This window comes from Amycolatopsis sp. NPDC104819, assembly GCF_055583145.1.
Window position 1 is genome coordinate 219,222 of record NZ_JBVJON010000009.1, and the last position, 20,180, is coordinate 239,401.

18 protein-coding genes are annotated in these 20,180 nt (G+C 72.1%); 5 read left to right on the top strand and 13 right to left on the bottom strand.

Annotated features, from left to right (window positions below; all coding sequences use genetic code 11):
- Positions 1–13: 13 nt before the first annotated feature.
- The 3 genes from ACZ63E_RS29185 (at position 14) to ACZ63E_RS29195 (ending at position 3,307) form a co-directional block, all read left to right on the top strand.
- The gene (locus tag ACZ63E_RS29185; RefSeq protein ID WP_465339309.1) at positions 14–889 is read left to right on the top strand and encodes an LLM class F420-dependent oxidoreductase; all 876 of its coding nucleotides are present in this window, start codon (positions 14–16) and stop codon (positions 887–889) included.
- Between the two features lie 191 nt (positions 890–1,080).
- A complete protein-coding gene (locus tag ACZ63E_RS29190) occupies positions 1,081–2,373 on the top strand; it encodes a hypothetical protein (RefSeq protein ID WP_465339310.1) in 1,293 nt (430 codons plus the stop codon).
- Positions 2,374–2,653: 280 nt separating this feature from the next.
- Positions 2,654–3,307: a GTP pyrophosphokinase gene (locus tag ACZ63E_RS29195; RefSeq protein WP_465312298.1), complete on the top strand. Its 654-nt coding sequence runs from the start codon at positions 2,654–2,656 to the stop codon at positions 3,305–3,307.
- 7 nt (positions 3,308–3,314) lie between these two features.
- Here the strand turns inward: ACZ63E_RS29195 and ACZ63E_RS29200 are convergent, their stop codons facing one another.
- Both ACZ63E_RS29200 and ACZ63E_RS29205 read right to left on the bottom strand, forming a co-directional pair.
- The gene (locus ACZ63E_RS29200; protein WP_465339311.1) at positions 3,315–3,968 is read right to left on the bottom strand and encodes a TetR/AcrR family transcriptional regulator C-terminal domain-containing protein; all 654 of its coding nucleotides are present in this window, start codon (positions 3,966–3,968) and stop codon (positions 3,315–3,317) included.
- Positions 3,965–5,269: a cytochrome P450 gene (locus tag ACZ63E_RS29205; RefSeq protein ID WP_465339462.1), complete on the bottom strand. Its 1,305-nt coding sequence runs from the start codon at positions 5,267–5,269 to the stop codon at positions 3,965–3,967. The genes ACZ63E_RS29200 and ACZ63E_RS29205 overlap by 4 nt, the downstream gene beginning before the upstream one ends.
- 81 nt (positions 5,270–5,350) lie before the next feature.
- On the opposite strand from ACZ63E_RS29205, the gene ACZ63E_RS29210 reads away from it, so the two are divergent.
- Positions 5,351–5,908: an ester cyclase gene (locus tag ACZ63E_RS29210; RefSeq protein ID WP_465339312.1), complete on the top strand. Its 558-nt coding sequence runs from the start codon at positions 5,351–5,353 to the stop codon at positions 5,906–5,908.
- A gap of 45 nt (positions 5,909–5,953) precedes the next feature.
- Here ACZ63E_RS29210 and ACZ63E_RS29215 read toward each other — a convergent pair whose 3' ends face one another.
- Positions 5,954–6,973, bottom strand: a complete 1,020-nt coding sequence (locus ACZ63E_RS29215; protein WP_465339313.1) for a hypothetical protein — start codon at positions 6,971–6,973, stop codon at positions 5,954–5,956.
- A gap of 76 nt (positions 6,974–7,049) precedes the next feature.
- A complete protein-coding gene (locus tag ACZ63E_RS29220) occupies positions 7,050–7,712 on the bottom strand; it encodes a DUF998 domain-containing protein (RefSeq protein WP_465339314.1) in 663 nt (220 codons plus the stop codon).
- Between the two features lie 196 nt (positions 7,713–7,908).
- On the opposite strand from ACZ63E_RS29220, the gene ACZ63E_RS29225 reads away from it, so the two are divergent.
- Entirely contained in the window at positions 7,909–10,368 is a 2,460-nt protein-coding gene (locus ACZ63E_RS29225) for a M14 family zinc carboxypeptidase (RefSeq protein WP_465339463.1), read from the top strand.
- A 43-nt stretch (positions 10,369–10,411) separates the two neighbouring features.
- Here the strand turns inward: ACZ63E_RS29225 and ACZ63E_RS29230 are convergent, their stop codons facing one another.
- The 9 genes from ACZ63E_RS29230 to ACZ63E_RS29270 all read right to left on the bottom strand — a co-directional run bounded on the left by ACZ63E_RS29230 (position 10,412) and on the right by ACZ63E_RS29270 (position 19,953).
- Positions 10,412–11,017 (bottom strand): LysE family translocator, encoded by a 606-nt coding sequence (locus ACZ63E_RS29230; RefSeq protein ID WP_465339315.1) that lies wholly within the window; start codon positions 11,015–11,017, stop codon positions 10,412–10,414.
- A gap of 282 nt (positions 11,018–11,299) precedes the next feature.
- Entirely contained in the window at positions 11,300–12,391 is a 1,092-nt protein-coding gene (locus tag ACZ63E_RS29235; RefSeq protein WP_465339316.1) for a J domain-containing protein, read from the bottom strand.
- A gap of 438 nt (positions 12,392–12,829) precedes the next feature.
- Positions 12,830–14,413 carry an AMP-binding protein gene (locus ACZ63E_RS29240; protein WP_465339317.1) on the bottom strand — a complete coding sequence of 528 codons (1,584 nt, stop codon included), beginning with the start codon at positions 14,411–14,413 and terminating at the stop codon, positions 12,830–12,832.
- A 163-nt stretch (positions 14,414–14,576) separates the two neighbouring features.
- Positions 14,577–15,314, bottom strand: a complete 738-nt coding sequence (locus tag ACZ63E_RS29245) for a transporter substrate-binding domain-containing protein (RefSeq protein WP_465339318.1) — start codon at positions 15,312–15,314, stop codon at positions 14,577–14,579.
- A 49-nt stretch (positions 15,315–15,363) separates the two neighbouring features.
- Positions 15,364–17,658 (bottom strand): P-loop NTPase fold protein, encoded by a 2,295-nt coding sequence (locus ACZ63E_RS29250; RefSeq protein ID WP_465339319.1) that lies wholly within the window; start codon positions 17,656–17,658, stop codon positions 15,364–15,366.
- 76 nt (positions 17,659–17,734) lie between these two features.
- Positions 17,735–17,944 carry an aldose epimerase family protein gene (locus ACZ63E_RS29255; protein WP_465339320.1) on the bottom strand — a complete coding sequence of 70 codons (210 nt, stop codon included), beginning with the start codon at positions 17,942–17,944 and terminating at the stop codon, positions 17,735–17,737.
- 2 nt (positions 17,945–17,946) lie between these two features.
- Entirely contained in the window at positions 17,947–18,357 is a 411-nt protein-coding gene (locus ACZ63E_RS29260; protein WP_465339321.1) for an aldose epimerase family protein, read from the bottom strand.
- Complete coding sequence (locus tag ACZ63E_RS29265) at positions 18,306–18,653, bottom strand: aldose epimerase family protein (protein WP_465339322.1); 348 nt, start codon at positions 18,651–18,653, stop codon at positions 18,306–18,308. The genes ACZ63E_RS29260 and ACZ63E_RS29265 overlap by 52 nt, the downstream gene beginning before the upstream one ends.
- Before the next feature lie 70 nt (positions 18,654–18,723).
- Complete coding sequence (locus ACZ63E_RS29270) at positions 18,724–19,953, bottom strand: PucR-like N-terminal domain-containing protein (RefSeq protein WP_465339323.1); 1,230 nt, start codon at positions 19,951–19,953, stop codon at positions 18,724–18,726.
- Between the last annotated feature and the right edge of the window lie 227 nt (positions 19,954–20,180).

The following is a 20,180-nucleotide window of genomic DNA, read 5'->3' on the forward strand; positions in this document are numbered from 1 at the left end:
AGGAGAACGTCTCATGGACCTGGGTTTCCACCTCCCCATCTTCGACATCGAGGGCGGGACCACCGCCATCGCCGGTGAGCTCGCGCGCGTGGGCGCCGCGGCGGAGGAGGCCGGGGCGACGTGGCTGTCCTTCATGGACCACTACTTCCAGATCGAGCCCACCGGCCTCCCCGCCGAGGCGAACATGCTGGAGGGGTACACGACGCTCGGCTTCCTCGCCGCGCACACGTCCCGGATCGACCTCGGCCTGCTCGTCACCGGGGTGACCTACCGGCACCCCGGGCTGCTCGCGAAGATCGTCACGACCCTCGACGTCCTCTCGGGCGGGCGCGCGGTGCTCGGTGTCGGAGCGGCGTGGTTCGAGCGTGAGCACGCCGGGCTCGGGGTGCCGTACCCGCCGATCGCCGAACGGTTCGAGCGGCTGGAGGAGACGCTGCGCATCTGCGGGCAGATGTGGGACCCGGCGGACAACGGCCCGTTCGACGGCAAGCACTACCAGCTGGCCGAGACGCTCTGCTCGCCGCAGCCGATCAACCAGCCGAAGGTGATGATCGGCGGCAGCGGCGAGCGCAAGACGCTGCGGCTCGTCGCGCAGTACGGCGACGCGTGCAACCTCTTCGGCACCTCGCCCGAGGACGTCGCGCACAAGCTGGACGTGCTGCGGCGCCACTGCGACGACGTCGGCCGCGACTACGACGACATCCGCAAGACGATCCTGGCCAACAACCCGCGGCCGGGCCCGGACACGCGCGACGAGTTCGTCCGCGCGATGGCGGGTTTCGCGAAGCTGGGGGTCGGAACGGTGATCGTCACCCCGACGACGGGGTCGCCGGCGGCGTGGATCGACGGCATGGCGCCGGCCGTGCCGCAGCTGGCGGACCTCGGCTGACGGGGGCGCGCGTTGACACCGCGCTTACTCCGGCTCTGGTAGGCAGGGCCCCGAACCGGTGGACCGCCGGTTCGGGGTTCGTCCTGTCCACAGTGGATTTTCCTTGGTGGTAACGGGAAAATCCGGATGAACCGCTCTGGTCGTCCCGCCCGTGTGCCGGGGTGAGGTGGCGACCAGAGAGGAGGGGCTTGATGCCCCAAGTGCGCACTACCGGACGACACCGCAAACCGGCGACGATCGGACTCGCCGCACTGCTGGGAATCGCGGGAGCGACCGCGACGGCAATCGCGTTGAGCAGCCCGGCCGGCAACGCGGCCACCGAAGACTGCGGAGGGCTGGACACGGCCCTGCAGAACAATCTCGCTTTCATCGCAGGTCAGCAGGCCGCCCCGGACGCCCAGTCCGAGGCCCGGACAGCCAACCGCCAGGCGGTGGTCGACCAGATCCAGCAACGCCGCACGGCGGCGGGCTGCGACGGAGCGGTGGCGGCGAACGCGACGCTGGCGGCGTGCACGGAGGTGGCCGGGCTGGCGGACCAGGCGGCCGCCAAGAACGACGCGGCCGACCAGGGCGCGGCGGCGGATGAGAACGGGATGGGCGCCGGTAAGGCGAAGAAGAAGGCCGCTGAGCAGGGTGCGGCGGATGAGAACGGGATGGCCGCCGACCAGGGCGCGTCGGACGAGAACGGCATGGCCGCCGGCCAGGCCAAGCAGAAGGGCAAGGCTGCTCAGCAGGGCGCGGCCGACGAGAACGGCATGGCCGCCGACCAGGGCGCGGCGGCAGCGGACGCGGCCGACCAGAACGCGGCGGGCGAGCAGGCCTGCCAGGTGGTCCAGCAATGCCTGACCCAGGCAACCGGGACGGCGGACGCCAACGGAATGGCGAACCAGAACGGCAAGGCCGCTGACCAGCAGAACGGCATGGCCGACCAGAACGGCATGGCCGGTGGCGGCAAGGCCGCCAAGGACCAGGCGGCCGACCAGGGTGGCATGGCTGACCAGAACGGCATGACTGGTGGCGGCAAGGCCGCGAAGAACCAGGCTGCCGACCAGAACGGCATGGCCGACCAGAACGGCATGAATGCCCAGGACCAGGCCGCAGCCCAGAACGGCATGGTGGACCAGCAGGAGAACGCGGCTCAAGCCGCGGTCTCCGCCCAGGACTGCGCGGCCCTCCTCGAGTGTGTCGCCCAGGCCGATCCCGCCGCAGCGGCCGGCCAGCAGGGCATGGCCGCCGAAGAGAGCACCGGCAAGAAGGCGGCCGACCAGGGCGCGGCAGGCAAGGCCGCGGCAGGCAAGGCCGCGGGCAAGTCAGCGACCGGCAAGGCGGCCGACGAAAGCGCAGCAGCCGACGGCATGGCCACCGCCGACCAAGGCGCCGGCGACCAGGCCGCGAACGACCAGGCCGCGATCGAGCAAGCGGGCGCCATCGCCGCCAAGTGCGTTGCGTCCGTCACGGCCGCAACCGTCCCCATGGGGCGCTGACTTCACCGACAACCGAAAACCGCAAGCCCGCCTCGGCCCGGACCGCACCTGGTCCGGGCCGAGGTGACACCGGCTCCCAGGACAGCCGGGCCCGGCCGAGGTGGCACCAGCACCTCGGCCCGCGCCCGACCGCAACTGAGGCGACACCACCCCCCGAACAGCACCTTTTCCACCCCGATCCGGTGACCAGCGGGAACCCCGGCCCGTCGCCGATCGTTATCCCGAGGGAGCCCAGTAACCTGGAGCTCGGACCCACGACCGACAACAGCACGAGGCTTCAGTGACCACCGACCCGGCGGCCGACGAGACTTCCCTGCGCGAGGCGGCCGACGAGCTCGCCGTGGCCGGGCAGCTCCCGCGGTTCCTCCTGATGTACAAGTTCGCCATCGAAGAGCTGATGACGAAGCTGCGGATCCTCAGCGAGGAGTTCGACTTCGTCCACCGGCACGACCCGATCGAGCACATCACGAGCCGCGTGAAGCGGCCGGAGGCCATCAAGGAAAAAGTGCACCGTCGCGGTCTTGGTGACGACTGGGTCTCCGCGGCCGGCGCCCTCGACGACATCGCCGGGATCCGCGTTGTCTGCCCGTTCGTCGACGACGTCTTCGCGGTCGCCCGCATGCTCACCGCCCAGGACGACGTCGAACTCCTGCGCACCAAGGACTACATCGAAAAGCCGAAGGCGAACGGCTACCGCAGCCTGCACCTGATCGTGCGCATCCCGGTGTTCCTGTCCGACCGCGTCGAAAAGGTCAAGGTCGAGGTCCAGCTGCGCACCATCGCGATGGACTTCTGGGCCGCGGTGGAGCACAAGCTGTCCTACAAATACCGCGACAGCGTCCCGCCGGACTTCGCCGGTGAGCTCGCTGCCGCGGCCCGGACGGCCGCGGACCTCGATTCGCGGATGGCGGCGTTGTACGAACGCATCCGCTGACGAGCCGTCACGGCGCGAGCGCGTCCAGCAGGATGCCCAGCCCGAACTCGAACTCCGCTTCGTGGTCGCACACCGCGAGGTACGGCGCCGCCGCGGAAACCGCCGGCAACCCTGATCCCGTCAGGTCCGCGAGCCGGTCCTGGGCGCCCGGTGGGTCGGCGCCGCTGAACGTCGGCGCCGCGTCGACCTCGCGCATCAGCGTCCCGATCAGGAACGCCAGCACCGCGCGCAGCCCGTGCACCGCGCGGTCCGGGGGATACCCCGCCGCCAGCAGCGGGCCGAGCACGGCCTCCACCGGGGCGAGCGCGGTCATCGACGCGAGCTGGCGGGTCAGCACGAGCGGCGCCGCGCGCGGGTGGCCGAGCATCGCCGCGCGGAAACCGTGGGCGAGCTCGGACATCGTCGCCCGCAGGTCGCGCCCGGGAACCGGCGCGGGGATCGCGGCGAGCAGGACCTCGGCGACCCCGTCCAGCAGGGCGTCCTTGCCGTCGACGTGGTTGTAGAGGCTCATCGGGTCGACGCCGAGCCGGCGCGCGAGCTTGCGCATGCTGACGGCCTCGAGCCCGTCGGCGTCGACGAGCGCGAGCGCCTCCCGCAGGATCCGCTCCCGCGACAGGGCGCCGTCGGCGTCCTTGGGCGGACGGCCACGCCGGCCCGTCACGCGGCGAGCACCGCGGGCAGGTATTCGTACCCGCGGAGGATGCGCGTCTGACGACGACGGCCGCCGGGCAGCACCCGCAGGCCGGGAAAGCGGCCGAAGATCGTCCGCAGCCCGATCTCGCCCTCCATCCGGGCCAGCGACGCGCCCAGGCAGTGGTGGCGCCCGGCGCCGAACGACACGTGGTCGCGGGCGCCCGCGCGGGTGACGTCGAAGACGGCCGGGTCGGCGAACACGCCGGGGTCGCGGTTCGCGCCGGCCAGCACGGTGGTCACCAGCGCCCCGCGCGGCAGCCGGACGCCGGTGATCTCGGTGTCGCGCACCGCCAGGCGGCCGGTCAGCAGCACCGGCGGGTCGTGGCGCAGCACCTCCTCGACGGTGTTGCCCCACAGCTCGGGCCGCTCGCGCAGCACCGCGAGCTGCTCCGGGTGCTCGCTCAGCAGGGCGATGCCGCTGCCGAGCAGGTTGACGGTCGTCTCGAAGCCGGCCGCCAGCACCAGCCCCGCGGTGGACTTCAGCTCGGTCTCGGTCAGCCCGACACCGTCGTCGCGCGCCGCGACGAGCCGGCTGAACAGGTCGTTCCCGGGGTGGCGGCGCAGGTGGTCGAGGTGTTCGCCGAGCCAGGCGTCGAACTCGGCGAGCGCGGTCTCGACGTCGCGGAAGGTGCGCCACCCGAGCCCGAGGTCGAGGCTGGGCGCGGCCGCCGCGCCCAGCGACAGCACCTTGCCGAGCTGCTCCGGCGGGACGCCCAGGATCTCGCTGATGACGGTGACCGGGAGCAGTCCGCAGTAGGCCTCGACGAGGTCGGTCTCGCTCCCGGGCTCGAGGCGCTCGAGCAGGCCGTCGGCGATCTGCTGGACCCGGCCGCGCAGCTGCTCGACGGCGCGGGCGGTGAACACGCCGGTGACCAGCTTGCGGTACCGGGTGTGCTCGGGCGGGTTGACGGCCAGCAGCGACGGCGGCCGCACCGGGTGCAGGTGCTCGCCGGCCGACCACTCCACCAGCCGCCCGAGCGCCGAGCCGTCACCCCCGACGACGCCGACGCGGAAGTCTTCGCTGGCCAGCACTTCGCGGACCGCGCCGTGGTGGGTGGTCATCCAGCCGAAGCGGGTGCGGGCGAGCGGGCCGGCGGCGCGGATCTCGTCGAACAGGCCGGTCAGGTCCCGGCCTTCGGCGGCGTCGACGACCATCCGGCCCTGGAGGTCGCCGCGCCGGGCCTCGCGGCGCAGCACCGTGCGGGGGAGCGCGTGGCCGAGGCTCCAGCGGATGGCGGGCTTCGCCCGGGCCAGAGCGGTGTCGAGCACGGTCACGGTGTCCCCTTCCCACGGCGTGCCTACAGTGTAGGTTATCGTCGAAACCTACGCCGTAGATTTAAGGGAGCCCCGATGACCGCGTTCGCCATCCCTGGCCCGGCCGTCCTCGAAGCCCGGCAGAAACTGGTGCTCGACCACTTCCGCGACGAGGTCGCCCAGGACTGGGACGCGACCCTCTCGACGTTCCCGCACCCGCACTACGAGGTCGTCGCGACCATGACGGTGCACGACGGCGACAGCGCCGTCCGCGGCTACTACCACGACACGCGCACCGCGTTCCCCGACCAGCACCACGAGCTGATCGCGCTGCGGCACAGCGCCGACGCGGTGATCGTGGAGTTCTGGCTGCTGGGGACCCACCTCGGGCCGTTCGGGAAGATCCCGGCCACCGGGTCCCCGTTCCGGGTGCGGATGTCGGCGTACTTCGTCTTCGACGCGCGGGAAAACCTCGTCTGCGAACGCATCTACTTCGACACGCTCTCGATGCTCAAGCAGCTCGTCGGCGGGGTGGACAAGAAGAACCCGAAGAACTGGCCGCTGCTGGTCAAGGTCGTGCGCGGGCTGCTGGCCATGTCCGGCGAAACGCCCGACCCGCGGCTGGTCCACACCACCGAGCCGAACCTCGGCTGAGGGCGCCGACGTCCGTCCTTTGTGGACGACGTCGGCGCCCGCCGGTCAGGAGCCGGCCGCCGTGCACGTCCAGCGCAGCGGGCCGTAATCGCTGCCCGTGTTGCCGAAGACCGTGCCGTCGTCCCCGACCACGAAGACGTCCGCGTCGACCCCGTCCGGGGCCGGGAGCGCGCCGAGCAGCTTGGTGTCCTGCCAGACGGCCGCGTGCCCGGTCAGGCTGTCCAGGCTGCCCGCGATGAGCCCGTGCGCGTTGATCGCTTCCGCGGTCCCGCCCCGCTCGAGGGGCCGCGGGTCGGCGGGGCCGTGCCAGGCCAGGGCGCGCGAAGCCGGCCACGGGGAGTCGATCGCCGTGCCGACCACCACGCCGTTGCGGAGCTCGCGGATGAGCACCGGCCGGTCTTCGCCGGTCAGCGGGATGACCTGCCCGTGGCGCCAGAGCGCGCCCAGCTTGTTGTCCGGGGCGTTGAGCAGCACCGTGCCGTCGTCGTCGAGGTCGATCCCGTACCCGGCCGGGCTGTCGATGACGAGCGGCCCGGCGGAAAGGTTCGACCACAGGATGCTGACGGGGTGGTCGTCTCGGAGGGTGTAGGCGCTGGCCAGGACGTCACCCCGCTCGTTGAGGGCGGTGGCCGAACCGATGCGGTAACCGGCCGGGGTGGGCAGCTGCGTCAGCGTGCCCGGCCCGCGGTGCCCGCCGCTGAACAGGTAGACGCCCATTTCGGTGGACGTCGGCAGGCCGCCGGAGAGCAGCACTGTCCCGGCGGAGTTCTCGCCGGCGATGTTCGGGTAGACGAACGACGCGAGCGCGTCCGGGATGCGGGGCTTGCCGTCGGTCCAGAGCACGACCCGGCCCATGTCGACCGACAGGTCGGCCACGGTGCCGACGTAGTTGCCGTGGCTGTCGGTCCCCCTGACGTCGGTGAATTCGGCGTCGTACCCGTCCGGCGGGACGACCTTGTGCGCGGTCCAGGTGCACGGTGCGGCCGCGGTCGCGGCGGCCGGAGCGGTGAGGACGGTGCCGAGCGCGAGCGCCACGGCCGTGAGTACGGCAGCACGTCGAGACATGCGATCTCCCCCTGAGGTCGGTGAACGCACGCTGCACGCCCGGCGCCCGCCGCCGGTTGGGCCGTCGGCGGGGCTGCTACCCGATCGGCCTAGCGGCCCGGTCGCCGACCGGGGCGAGCAGCACGCCGAGCGCGACCAGCTCGGTCAGCGCCATCCCGCGTTCGACCAGGCCGAGCGGGATGAGCGTCCACCAGCGGCCGCCTTCGGCCGCGGCGACCACCACCGCGCCGAGGATCACGGCGAACCAGCCCAGCGACACGATCGCCAGCACGCGCGCGAGCCACCGGCGCACGGGGGAGCCCGGCAGCGCCGTGCGCGCCGCCACCAGCACCGCCAGCGGGAGCGCGACGAACGCGACGACACTCGCGATCCGGTGCAGCGTGCCGCCGAAGTCCGAGCGGGAAACCGTGGCCCAGTCGGGTTTCGGGAACGCGACGATCACCAGCAGCCCGACCGTCCACAATGCACCCAGGACGGCCGCGGGCGCGGGCAGCCGCCGTTGCCGGGCCAGCACGGCGAGCCCGGCGGCCGAGCCGAGCGCGACCAGGACCACGGCCAGGTCGAACAGCCGCTTGTGGTCGGACAGGCCGTATTCGCTGATCGTGCGGCGGGTCGCGCTGATCTCGTCGGTCGGCGGGATGACCTGCAGCAGCAGCACCAGGCCGGCACCGAGCACGAGCGCGGCCACGCCGGTCAGCGAGATCGCGGCGGACACCCGTCGCGCAGGGATCGTGACCATGCTCCGACAGTAGCCGGTCCCCGGTTGAACTCCCGGTGAAACGGGCCTTTCGGGCAGGCGGAACGGGCCGGTAGTACGACTTACGGCGGTTACCGCGGCCGGATTTCCTCCATTATGGTCACTCGCTACCGGTACGTCCGTGCTGCCGGCCTCGTCAAGGAGGTCCTGTCCTGTGGGGAATTCACCAAGACGACTGGTGCTGCTGGCTTCGGCCGTGGCACTGGCCGCCACGTTCGTAGCGCTGCCTGCCGGAACGGCGGGCGCGGCGCAGAACATTTTGCGTGCCGACAAGTCGGTACCCCGCTCCTGCTTCGCAAAGGTGCAGCCCAAGGGCACCGCGGGCACCGACCGCCGGGACGTCACGTCCACGGTGGACGGTCTCGTCCAGGCCCGTCTCAAGCCGGTGCAGGGCGCCGAAGGCGACTGGGACGTCGCCGTGTTCGACAAGGCCACCGGCGCGGTGGTCGCCGCCTCGACGGCGTTGCGAACCCGCGAACTCGCCGAAAGCTTCGTGAAAAAGGGCCAGGAGCTCGTCGTTCAGGGCTGCCGGTACGGCGGCTCGGCCGGCCAGGCCCAGCTCGGTGTCGACTTCCTGGCGCTGACCCCGCAGGGCACGCCGACCACCGCGCAGAAGGCGCAGCTGGTCCGCGTCCAGACCCCGACCCGCGCCGACAAGGCCAAGCTCACCGGGCTCGGCCTCGACGTCACCGAGAAGGGTGACGCGACCGGCGTCGAGGTGGTGCTCGCCGACGACACCGACCGCCAGACGCTCACCAAGAGCGGCTTCAAGTCGACGGTGATCGAGGCCGACCTCTCCGCCAAGTCGGTCCAGGACGCGAAGACCGACCGCCAGTACGCCGCGAAGACCGCCGCCTCGGCGCTGCCGTCCGAGCGCACCAGCTACCGGCACCTTTACGAGTACAACTACGAGATGAAAGAGCTGGCCAGGAAGAATCCGGGCCTGGTTTCGGCGTTCACCATGCCGGAGCAGACTTGGGAAGGCCGTGACGTCGTCGGTGTCGAGATCGCCACGGACGTCAAGAACATCACCGACGGCAAGCCGGTGAACTTCACCATGGGTGTGCACCATGCCCGGGAGTGGCCGGCCGGCGAGCACGTCATGGAGTGGGCGTACGAGCTGGTCAACGGGTACGCCCATGACCCCGCGATCCGGAGCCTGGTCGGCAAGACCCGCAACATCGTCGTGCCGATCATCAACCCGGACGGCTTCGAGATCTCTCGCGAAGCCGAGCCGAAGGGTGACTTCACCCGGTTCGACTACGAGATGAAGCGCAAGAACTGCAACGTCAACGACTCGCCGCCGCAGTACGCCACCGGCGTCTGCAAGGCCAACCCCGGCGGCCGCGTCCGCGGCACCGACCCGAACCGCAACTACGCGGGCTTCTGGGGCGGCAACGGGGCCGAGATCGCCTGGAGCGGTGACACCTTCCGCGGGTCCGCGCCGTTCAGTGAACCCGAGGTGCGCAACGTTCGCTCGATCGTGTCGTCGCGACAGGTGACCAACCTGATGACGATGCACACCGTCGCCGCGCTGGTGCTGCGCCCGCCGGGCGTGGCGGACGTCCGCCCGCCGCTGGAGGAGCCGGCCTACAAGGCCCTCGGCGACAAGCTGGCGTCGCGCAACGGATACACCAGCGAGCCGAGCTGGGCGCTGTACGACACCACTGGCACCACCGAAGACTGGTCGTACTGGGCCACCGGCGGCTGGGGCTTCACGATCGAGGTCGGCGGCAACGGCTTCCACGGGCCGTTCGCCGACAGCGTGGTGGCGGAGTACGAAGGCCTTGCGCCGGCCGCCGGCGCGGGCAAGGGTGGCAACCGCCAGGCGTTCCTGGACATGTTGGGCAACGCGGCCGACCCGCAGCAGCACTCGACGCTGATCGGCTCGGCGCCCAAGGGCTACCAGCTCAAGCTGCACAAGACGTTCCAGACCCCGACGTCACCGGTGATCCAGGCCGACGGCACCACCAAGCCGCCGATCTACGTGACCGACGACCTGAACTCGAAGCTCACGACCACCGGCGGGCGGTTCGCGTGGTCGGTCAACCCGTCGACCCGGCCGTACGTGGCGGGCCGCTACGGGCGCGACCCGCAGGGGCCTGCGCAGCAGGGGTACGCGGTGACCAACCCGGCCGGGGTGCCGCCGATCAACCAGAACTACCCGGCCGACCCGGCGGGTGACTCGTTCACCTTCCACGTCGACGGCCTGCCGAAGGTCGACAACGGGAAGTTCAGCGTCAACATCAACTGGGCGAACACCGCGACCGACTGGGACCTGTTCATCTACGACTCGGCCGGCAACCTGGTCAGCTCGTCGGCGAACGGCGGCACGACGTCCGAGCACGCCGTGCTGTTCGACCCGCCGGCCGGCGACTACAAGGCCGTGGTGGTCAACTACGACCAGGCCGACCCGAACGCCGTCGACGACTGGACCGGGGACGTGTCGTTCTCGTCGCCGATCCCGCCGACGTACGGCACGAAGGAGGCCTACCAGCTGACCTGCTCGACGCCGAACGGCAAGCTCGTCGGGGTGGCGGACGTGTTCGCCGACCGCGGCCAGACGATCGACGTCGGTGAGGTCTGCACCCGCTCCGCGCACGCGCAGAAGCAGCGCGCTTCGGGCGGCGTCCGGTAGTTCTGTGGTTCGTGAAGGCCCCTTCGCCGCGGCGGAGGGGCCTTCACGGCGTTACGGCGAGGGTGACGCCCAGGACGACGAGAACCGTGCCGACAACGCGGTTGAGGGCCGGTTTGGCGTGGGCGTACCAGCGCTGGGTGGCGGGGGAGGAGAACAGCAGCGCGACGCTGAGGTGCCACGCGGTCGAGACGGCGACGATCAGCACCACGGCGGCGACCTTGACGGCGGTGGGTTCGGACGGCGGCAGCGTCGCGGTGAGCACGCTGCCGAAGAAGGCCGCGGCCTTCGGGTTGGTCAGGTTGCTGGTGACGCCCTGCCGGAAGGCGCTCCCGTGGCCGGCGGGCGGGGCTGCGTCGGCCGCGCGGGCGCGGAGCCAGAGCCGGACGCCGAGCCAGGCCAGGTAGCCGCCACAGACGACCCTCAGGGCGGCGGCCAGCCAGGGTTCCCGCGCGAGAAGGCTGCCGAGCCCGAAGACGGCCACGGCGGCCAGCAGGCCTCCGGCGGCGATCACCCCGAGCGCGACGGCGACGGCGGCCCGGCGCGACCCGGCCGCGGCGGTGTGCGCGATGAGGACGAAGTTGGGACCGGGCGAGACGGCGGCGGGGAGGTAGGCCAGCAGGACGGTCCCGAGCGTGGCGGCGGAGCTCACGTTCGGTGGTGGTTTCCGGTGGTCGGGGTCATGTTGTGCACGGTATTGGTGCCGGGGATCGGGAGGTTGTGGGGTTGGTGCGGCCGGGGCTGGAGCGCTCCGACCGGGCCGTTGTGAACGGCGGCGGGCAGCGGCCGGGGGCCGCCTCGAACCGCCGGGGCGCAGGTGTGACCCCGCTCGGCTCGGCCGGGATCGTCGGAGGCTGCTGCTGCCGGGCGCGGGCGTGCTCGTGGCGAGCGCCGGTGCGCCACCACCTGCGTCTTCGGCGGGCACCGGCCGGGCTCACGCGGCCCGGCCGCCGCCCACCACCTGGTCCCTCATCGTCCGCAGCGCCTCGTGGTCCACAGTGGACGGATCCGCCGCGAGCCACTCGCCGATCTCGTGCAGGAACGTCTCCGGCGTCATCGGCGCGACCACTTCGTCGCCCGGATCCGCCGTGGTCAGGTCGCCGCTGCGGCTCGGGTACACGATCATCGCGCCGCGCAGGGCCACTCCCGGCAGCAGCTCGCGGTACGCGGCGAGGCTCTCGGCGAGCCGGCTGCCGCCGCCGCGGAACGGGCGGCCGTTGCGCAGCAGCCTGCCGTCCTCCGCCGTCTCGTAGTGGCCCGGGAGCCACAGCTTCGACTCGACCAGGACCAGGCGCTTGCCGCACAGCACCGCGTGGTCGACGTCGGCGAACACCGAGCCCGGCCACGCGAGCCCGTGGAAGATGCGCGCGCCCGGCAGGCGGGTCAGGTACCCCTCGAGGAGGTCGGCCGTGAGCCGCTCGGCCAGCTCGTCGCGCTCGGTGCCGGGGGCGCCGAAGACCGTGCGGCCGCCGAACTCCTCGGCGTAGGCGTCGCGGGCCCGGCCGGCCCGCAGGTAGCCGCGCGCCAGCCGCTGGACGAGCAGCGCCGTCCCGGCCGTCAGCAGCAGCCAGACGACGAGCACCGGCGGCGAGAACTCCACCCCGCCGACCAGCGGAAGCAGCACCAGCACCATGCCGCCGACCGCGGCGACCACCGGCATGTGCCCCGGCCCGCGGCGGCGGCCGTGCCGCATCCGGGTGTCCTCGCCGGCGAAGTGCCACCAGGTCAGGTCCTCGGCGTCGAGGTCGGGCAGGTCCGGGACGAACCCGGGCTCGTCGCCGAAGCGGCGCCGGGGCCGCGGCCGCACCGGGACGGGCACCACCGTGGCGCCGCCGGCGTCGTAGCGGGCGCGGCGGACCGGGTCGCTGAGGACGTCGTAAGCGTCGCGGAGCAGGCGGAACGTGCCGACCGTGCCGCCGGCGTCCGGGTGCATGGTCTTCGCCAGCCGGCGGTAGGCCGTCTTGACGTCGGCCGCCGTGGCGTCCCGGCGGACGCCGAGCACCTCGTAGTAGTCGACCTCGGGCACGCGGGCGGTCACCTCCGGATGGGCTGCGCGAAGACTTTATGGGGTCGGCTCGCGGGGCCGGGCACCGCCTCCGCGGCACGCCAGGGTGATGCTCCCGCGGCGCTGGTCAGGGCCGTGTCAGGAGTTTTACCGTTCCCGGCGGCGGGTTCGTTGCACTGGGCCCGTCGGGGTCGCCGCCGAGGTGTGACGACGTCCTCCGCGCCCGAACGGCCGCGTTCGAGGTGGTCCGTGACCGTCCACTGAGGACTGTTTGTCGCCCGGAAGTGTTGCCGCGTGGGCGATCGCCGGGTTCGCAGTGACGGTTGGTAACCGGAATTCACTTGAACAGCCGTGAACATATGTTCGAATCCGCGGCTAGGATGGAGACATGTCCCCGGCACCCCGCGAACGTGACGGGCCCACCGCCACCCCACCTCGGCAGCGGGCCCGTCACCCCTGTCAGCGCTCGCGCAGCAGGAACCGCTGCAGCTTCCCGCTCGCGTTGCGCGGCAGCGCGTCGACGAACCGCACCCGGCGCGGGTACTTGTACGGCGCCGCAACGGCTTTGGCGTGCTCCTGGAGGGCGTGCACGACCTCCGGGCCCGGCGTGACGCCCGGGCGCAGCACGACGAAGGCGGTCACCACGGCGCCGCGGTCCGGGTCGGGCGTGCCGACGACCGCGCACTCGTCGACGTCCGGGTGGGTCAGCAGCACCTCTTCGACCTCGGGAGCCGCGATGTTGTAACCGGAAGAGACGATCATGTCGTCGCTGCGCGCGACGAAGCGGAAGTAGCCGTCCGCGTCGCGCACGTAGGTGTCGCCGGTGAGGTTCCAGCCGTCGCGGACGTAGTCGGTCTGCCGCGGGTCGCCGAGGTACCGGCAGCCGGTCGGGCCCTGGACCGCGAGCAGGCCGGGCGTGCCGTCGGGCACCGGCTCGCCGTCGAGGTCGAGGACGGCGGCCCGGAAGCCGGGCACGACGGTGCCGGTCCGGCCGGGGCGGGCCGCCTCGTCGGCCGCGGAGATGAACACGTGCAGCATCTCCGTGCTGCCGATCCCGTCGATCAGCGGCCGGCCGGTGACCTCGCGGTACCGCTCGGCCACGGCGGCGGGCAGGGCCTCCCCGGCGGAGACGGCGCGGCGCACGCCGGCGAGCAGCGGGCCGTCGCCGGCGCCGAGGATCGCGCGGTAGGCGGTCGGCGCCGTGAACAGCACGGTCACCGCCTGCTCGGCGACGATCGAGGCCAGCTCCTTCGGCGTGGCGCGCTCCAGCAGGAGCACGGACGCGCCGGCGTGCAGCGGGAACACCAGCAGGCCACCCAGGCCGAAGGTGAACGCCAGCGGCGGCGTCCCGCAGAACACGTCGTCGGCGACGGGCCGCAGCACGTGCCGGGAGAACGTGTCGGCGATGGCGAGCAGGTCGCGGTGGAAGTGCATCGTCGCCTTGGGCGTCCCGGTGGTGCCGGAGGTGAAGGCTAGCAGGGCGACGTCGTCGGCGGCCGTGGGCACGTCGGCGAAGGCCGCCGGGTGCCGCGCGCAGCGTTCGGCCAGTTCGGCGCCGAAGGAGACCACCGGCAGGCCGGGTGGGAGCTCGTCGAGCAGGCGCTCGTCGCACAGGGCGACCGACGGCCGGGCCCGGTCGGCGATCTTGTCCAGCTCGCCGCGGCGCAGCATCGGCATCGTCGTGACCGCGACGGCCCCGGCCTTGAGGACGCCCAGCCAGCAGGCCGCGAGCCACGGCGTGTTGGCGCCGCGCAGCAGCACGCGGTTGCCGGGCACCACCCCGAGCTCGGCGGTGAGCACGTGCGCGATCCGGTTGGCGCGCGCCACGACCTCGCCGTAGGTCCACGTCTCGTGCGGCGACCGCAGGCACGGCCGGTCCGGGCCGAGGCGGGCGGCGGTGTGGTCGAGCAGTGCCGTCGCGGCGTTGAGCCGGTCGGGGTAGTGCAGCTCGGGCCGGTCGAACACGAGCCGGGGCCACTGCTCGAGCGGCGGCAGCCGGTCGCGGCAGAACGAGTCGGTGTGCGCGCTGGGAGTAAGCGGCATCGCAGCTCCTCGGGTCTCGGCCACGGGATCGGCCTGCACCTCAAGAAACGTAGCACTCGTTGCGACCGTCGAGAAGACGCTATGTCGCACTCATGACGGCGACGACGAAGAAGCGATAGCACTCCGTCGGCCGGGGACCGCGCAGGGTGACGACCGTCCGTCCTCAGTGGACGGACGAGCTCCCCGACGGCGGGGCGACGGTGGCGTCCGGCTGGTTCGCGCGGCGCAGCGACTCGGCGACGAAGCCGCCGGCCTTCAGCTCCTCGACCAGCTCATGCAGGAACGCGACGGTCTCCGAGCGGCGGTCCGGGCTCGTGGCGACGGCCTGCTGGATCTCCATGAAGCGTTCGCCGATCACCCGCGTCCCCGGGTGCGCGGCGGCGTAGGCGGTGATCGGCTGCCGGATCCCGGCCGCCGCCTCCAGACCCTGCTCCTCGAAGACGTCCACGCCGTCCTTGCCCCGCACGACCGTGGCGTGCCGGAGGGTGCGCGTCAGGTACAGGTCGTAGGCGGACCCCTCCTTGACGCCGACCCGGACACCCTCCTGGTCCACGTCGGCCGGCGACCGGAAGGCCGAGCCGTCCGGGACAGCGAACACGCCCTCGATGAGGACATAGGGCGCGGTGAAGGCGACCTGGGCCGCGCGCGCCGGCTCGATCGCCAGGAACCCGAGGTCGGCCGCTCCCGAGGTCAGCGCCTCGAACGACCTGCGGGCGGCGTCGAAGCAGGCGAACTCCACCGGAACGCCCAGCCGCGCGGCCACCTTACGCGAGAGGTCCACGGTGACCCCGCCCGGCTCGTCCGGCGTGCCGTGGGCGAGCACGGAGTTCCCGAGGTTGATGGCGGCCCGCAGCGTGCCCGTGGGCGCGAGGTCTTCGGCGACAGCGGAAAGGTCTCCCATGATCAGCGAGGGTAACCACGGGACCGGCGACCCGGCGCCGAAGTGTTGCTCACCCCACCGCCGGCGGGGTGAGGTCGAGGTCGAGCGTCTTGCGGACGGCGAGGATCGTCTCCGTGGCGAACTTGGGGTGCAGCGCCATGCGCTGCCGGGCCAGGGCGATCAGGTGCAGGTCGGGACCGAGGCCGGCCTCCTGCAGGTCGTCGGTGAAGACGTCGAGCACCGTGGCGCACAGCAGCGCGAAACAAGCGGCGTGCCGGCGCAGCCGTTCGACCGGGTCACCCGGGTCGCCGGCGGTGGCGGGGTCGGCGAGGCGGTGGGCGAACTCGACCAGATCGAGGGACTGGTCGACGTCCTTGAGGTGGAGGAGCTCCGCCGAGAGGCGCGTGACCTCGTCGGTGGGCGGCAGCATGTCCGCCATGCCGGCCAGGGCGTGCGCCTTGCCGCGCAGCTCGCTGCCGATCAGCCGGCGGGTGACCGTCTCCAGCGTGGGGTGGTAGACCTCGTTGGCGATGTCGACCATTTCGATGGTGTAGCGGCGAAGGTCGCGCGGCAGCCCGCCGGACAGGCAGTGGCACAGGTACCCGAACTGCTCAGGCAGCTCCGGCAGCCGCAACGTGATCCACAGGCGGCTTTCCTCGAGGGTGAAGTGCTCGACGCGGATCATTTCGGTGAAGGCGCTGTCGAAGGCGTCGCGCACTGCCAGCCCGCGTTTCTCGAAGTTGAGCACCGCGTCGTCGGAGACGGACACGAAGAACAGGCAGCCCGGGACGTCGAAGATGGCCTTGATGTCGTTGATGAACTGGTGGGCCTTCTCCGGTTCGCCGATCTTGTCGAGCTCGTCGATCGCGACGACGAGCAGGCCGGCGAGCTTCTCTTCCGCCAGCCGCCGCGCGGTCGAGGTGGCGAACTCGCGGAACTTGTCGACCACCTCGGGGTGGGTGAGCTGCTGCTCGGCGCGCTGGGTGGACCAGGTCCGGCCGGCTTCGCCCTTGAGGGGCATGTTCAGCTTCCCGGACCAGCCGGTGGTGTAGGTCTGCAGGAAGCGGATCTGGTCGAGCTGTTTCTTCGCCTGCTTGCGCAGCGCGGTGATGCCGGGGGAGGTGCGGTGGCGGGCCGCGGTGAACGCGGTGCGGGCGACCACGGCGACCAGCACGACACCGATGTGCACCGGGACCGTCGCCAGCACGGCCAGGGCGGCGAGACGCATCGGGGACTGGCCGGCCGCGAGCTGGGACAGGTCGCGGGGAAGAGCGCGGTCGAGCAGATCGGCGATCTCGCGCGCGAACACGGCAATGTCGGGCGAGCCCCAGAGCAGCATCGCGATGGCGGCCGAAACGGCGAAGTGGACCACGATCCGGGTCGCCTGGTCGAACACCCGGCGGGCGAGCCGCCGCCGGCCCGGCGCCGTCGCGGCGCCGACGTTGGCGAGGACGGCGCGGCACAGCAGGGCGTGCAGGTGCAGAACGAACTCGCGCGCCTCGTAGTTGGCCGGCGCGGACGCCAGCACCAGGAACGGCGCCGGGTTTCCGCCGCTGCTGTGCAGGCCGGCGGTGATCGACTTGATCGCGGTCGTCTTGCCGACCCCGCGGTTGCCGGCGAGGGCCACGGCGACGGAGTCGGCGCGGTCGAGCACGCGGGTCAGGCGCCGGGTCGCCGCCGTCTGGATGATGTCGGCGCCGATCTCCTGGTAGAGGCCCGTGACCTCGCGGAAGATGAGCTTGGTCCCGAAGGTGAGCTTGCGGTTGCGCCGGATGAACTCCTGGATCGCCGGCACGACGATCTCGGCCCGGACATCGGCCAGCCGGTCGCCGAGACCGATGAGGTCTTCGTGCGGGACGATGCGGCCCACCTCGCCGAGGCTCGTGACGGGGAAGAGCTCCGGGACCCGGCGCAACGCGATCCGGCCGGACATCGCGACCACCCCGGCCAGGCCGGCGGCGCCCAGCGCGGCGAGCGACCAGGAAAGCGCGGAGTAGCTGTAGACGAAGCAGGACAGGTAGGCCGCGGTGAGGCCGACCGCGGCGCCCAGCCAGAGGACCTTGGCCGGCCCCAGGTGCCGGATCCGCGGCCGCCGGGAGCCACTGTGGTCCTGCTGGGCGTACTCGTCCTGGGCCATGCGCACGCGGGCGAGGGTGGACTCGCTGGCCAGGACCGCCGCTTTGGCGTCTTCGGCGCGAAGTCCCTCCGAACGCAACGTCGCCCGGAGATCCGGGTCGGCGAGCGCGTCGTCGAGCATGACCTCGAGAGCGAGGGCCGCGGTCCACAGCTCGAAGTCGTCCGATGTCGTGACGTTCCAGTCCTGGAGCACACTGGGGCCGAGATCTCTGGGCGGTTCATCGCTCATCGGGACATGGTGCCAACGGGCCCGGCGCGGGTCGCCGGTTCCGCGGCAGGTGCGCCCTGTTGGCCGAACGCCGTTGTCACCCCGTGGTGACCGGTGGCTCCTCCGCCACGGTCAGCGCGAAGGTCGTCTCCTGGTGGTAGACCTCGCCCGGGCGCAGGACCGTGCCCGGGAAGTCCGGCCGGTTCGGCGAGTCCGGGAAGTGCTGCGGCTCCAGCGCGAACCCCGCGCCGCGGTGGGGCAGCCGGTTGCCCGCGTAGAACTGGAGTCCCGGCTCGGTGGTCGTCATCGTCAGCAGCCGGCCGGATGCCGGGTCCCAGGCCTGGGCCGCCCGCGGGCCGTCGAGCACCAGTTGTGGTCGTAACCGCCGGCGATCGCCAGCTGCGGGTCGGGCCGGTCGAGGCGGGCGCCGATCGGGGCCGGGGTGCGGAAGTCGAACGGCGTGCCGTCGACCGGAGCCGGGGCGCCGCGCGGGATCTGGCCGGTGTCCGTGGGGCAGAACCGGCTCGCGTTCAGCCTCAGCCACTGCGCGTGGACGTCGCCGGCGCCGGCCAGGTTCCAGTACGTGTGGTTGGTCAGGTTGACGACCGTCGGCGCGTCCGTCTCCGCCCGGTAGGTCAGGGTCAGCCCGCCCGCGGTGAGGCCGTATGTCACCTCGGTCGTGAGCCGCAGCCCGTCGGCGACCTCGGCCGCGGACCACACGCGCGTGTCGAACCCGGCCGGGCGGCGCCGCCGGCGATCCGGTTGGCGTACCGGCCGATCACCGCGCCGAGGAAGACCCGCGCCGCGCCCGGCCGGTTGTTCGCGACGTGCCCCGCGAGATCCGGATGGCCCAGGACGACGTTGCCCGGCCGGCCCCGGCGGTCCGGTGCCTCCAGCGACTGGATGACGCCGCCGTAGTCGAGCACGCGCACGGTCAGCTCGCCGCGGGTCAGGGTGTACCGGTGGACGTCGGTGTCACCGACGCGGCCGAAGAGCTCGCGGGTCACCAGAGTCATCGGATCGCCCTCCAGCATGCTGTTAGCGCTAACACCGTGTCGGAACTCTAAGTTCCGCCCCTCGGCCTGGTCAAGCCTCCGGCTGAGTGCCGAGCAACTGGTGCGCACGCAGCGCCATCTGGATCTCCAGCCGGTGCGCGGGGTCGCCGAGCCGCTCGCCGAAGAGGTCGCTCAGCTGGCTCACCCGGTACCGCACCGTCTGCGGGTGGATGCCCAGCGCCTGCGCGATGTCGGGCGTGTTCCCGTTGTGCTCCAACCAGCTCAGCAACGTCTCGGCCAGCCGGACCTGCTGCTTCACCGTCAGGCCCGCGAACGGCGCGAGCGCCTTCGCCGACAGCTCGTCGAGCAGGAACCGGTCGGCGAGCAGCCAGTGCGTCGCCAGGTGGTCGGCCGTGTGCGTCACGGCGCGATCGTCGACGATCCCGCGGCGCACCAGATCGAGGGTGCGACGGGCCCAGCGCAGCGACGTCGCCGCGTCGGCCGGCCGGACCCGCGGGCCCACCGCGGCCCGCCAGCCCGGCAGGCGGCCTTCGAGCCCGCGCAGGTCGCGTTCGGGATGCGGGGTCAGCAGGCAGGGCTCGGTGCTTTCGAGGTCGAGCAGGACGTCGTCGGCGACGTGCGGGCCCGCGGTCAGGTCCTGGTCGGCCCGCGGGTCGAGCGCGACGACCGTGACCCACTCCGGCATGGTCCACTTCGCGGCTTTCGCCGTCGTCACGATCGTCGCCGGCGACGACGGCGGAGTGGCCAGCAGCAGCTCGAGCAACCGGCGCCGGCGGCGTTCGAGCGTGCCCGTCGCCATCGCCTGCGCGAGCGTGTATCCCTCCACCGAATACGACGAAATCTCGTCCACGTAAGCAAAAATGGCTTCCGCGCCGACGCAGAGCACGGCCGCCGGGAAGCGGTGCGCTTGACCCAGTTCCGCGACGTAGCGCCACGCCGCGCGCCCGCCCGCGCGGTAGGCGGCCTGCAGCGAGTTCAGGCTGCCGCCGTCGTGGTGGACGCGTTTGCCGACCTCCATGAACAGCGGCGCCCAGTTGTCCTGTGTGGACGCGAGCTCCTCGATGCTGTCGAGGCAGCTGACGACGGCGTGCTCGATCGCCAGCACGATGATCTTGCCGAACTCGCCTTCGAGGGGCTTGGCGTACTCGGGCACGGCGCGCTGGATCTCTTCCAGGATCCGGCGGGCGAGCGGGTCGGCGTGCGGCCGGAACCGGCGCGCGAACTCCGTCGGCAGCGAACACCACAGCTGCCGCGCGCGGCCGGAGCCCCGCGGGTGGGGGACGGTGACCGTCCGGGTCATTTCCCACCCCTTTCCGCATCGGCGCGGACGTCCATGTACTCACACGGAAACACCGCTTGGCAACCGCCGGTCCCGGTTCTGTCACGCGGGACCCAACTGCCGCGCCGGGGTTTGTCACCTGTCCGACAAGCGGCGGAACACTCATCACCACAAGGGTTTTCGCGTGCCGATTTGTGGTCCCGGTCCGTATCTTCCTGCGCCGTCAGGTTGTTAGCGTGATCAACCAC

Bases quoted from the DNA above. Each gene is read 5' to 3' on its own strand.
- ACZ63E_RS29185 (WP_465339309.1), top strand. From the start codon at position 14: ATGGACCTGGGTTTCCACCTCCCCATCTTCGACATCGAGGGCGGGACC.
- ACZ63E_RS29190 (WP_465339310.1), top strand. From the start codon at position 1,081: ATGCCCCAAGTGCGCACTACCGGACGACACCGCAAACCGGCGACGATC.
- ACZ63E_RS29210 (WP_465339312.1), top strand. From the start codon at position 5,351: ATGACCGCGTTCGCCATCCCTGGCCCGGCCGTCCTCGAAGCCCGGCAG.
- ACZ63E_RS29215 (WP_465339313.1), bottom strand. From the start codon at position 6,973: ATGTCTCGACGTGCTGCCGTACTCACGGCCGTGGCGCTCGCGCTCGGC.
- ACZ63E_RS29220 (WP_465339314.1), bottom strand. From the start codon at position 7,712: ATGGTCACGATCCCTGCGCGACGGGTGTCCGCCGCGATCTCGCTGACC.
- ACZ63E_RS29240 (WP_465339317.1), bottom strand. From the start codon at position 14,413: ATGCCGCTTACTCCCAGCGCGCACACCGACTCGTTCTGCCGCGACCGG.
- ACZ63E_RS29245 (WP_465339318.1), bottom strand. From the start codon at position 15,314: ATGGGAGACCTTTCCGCTGTCGCCGAAGACCTCGCGCCCACGGGCACG.
- ACZ63E_RS29250 (WP_465339319.1), bottom strand. From the start codon at position 17,658: ATGAGCGATGAACCGCCCAGAGATCTCGGCCCCAGTGTGCTCCAGGAC.
- ACZ63E_RS29255 (WP_465339320.1), bottom strand. From the start codon at position 17,944: ATGACGACCACCGAGCCGGGACTCCAGTTCTACGCGGGCAACCGGCTG.
- ACZ63E_RS29265 (WP_465339322.1), bottom strand. From the start codon at position 18,653: ATGACTCTGGTGACCCGCGAGCTCTTCGGCCGCGTCGGTGACACCGAC.
- ACZ63E_RS29270 (WP_465339323.1), bottom strand. From the start codon at position 19,953: ATGACCCGGACGGTCACCGTCCCCCACCCGCGGGGCTCCGGCCGCGCG.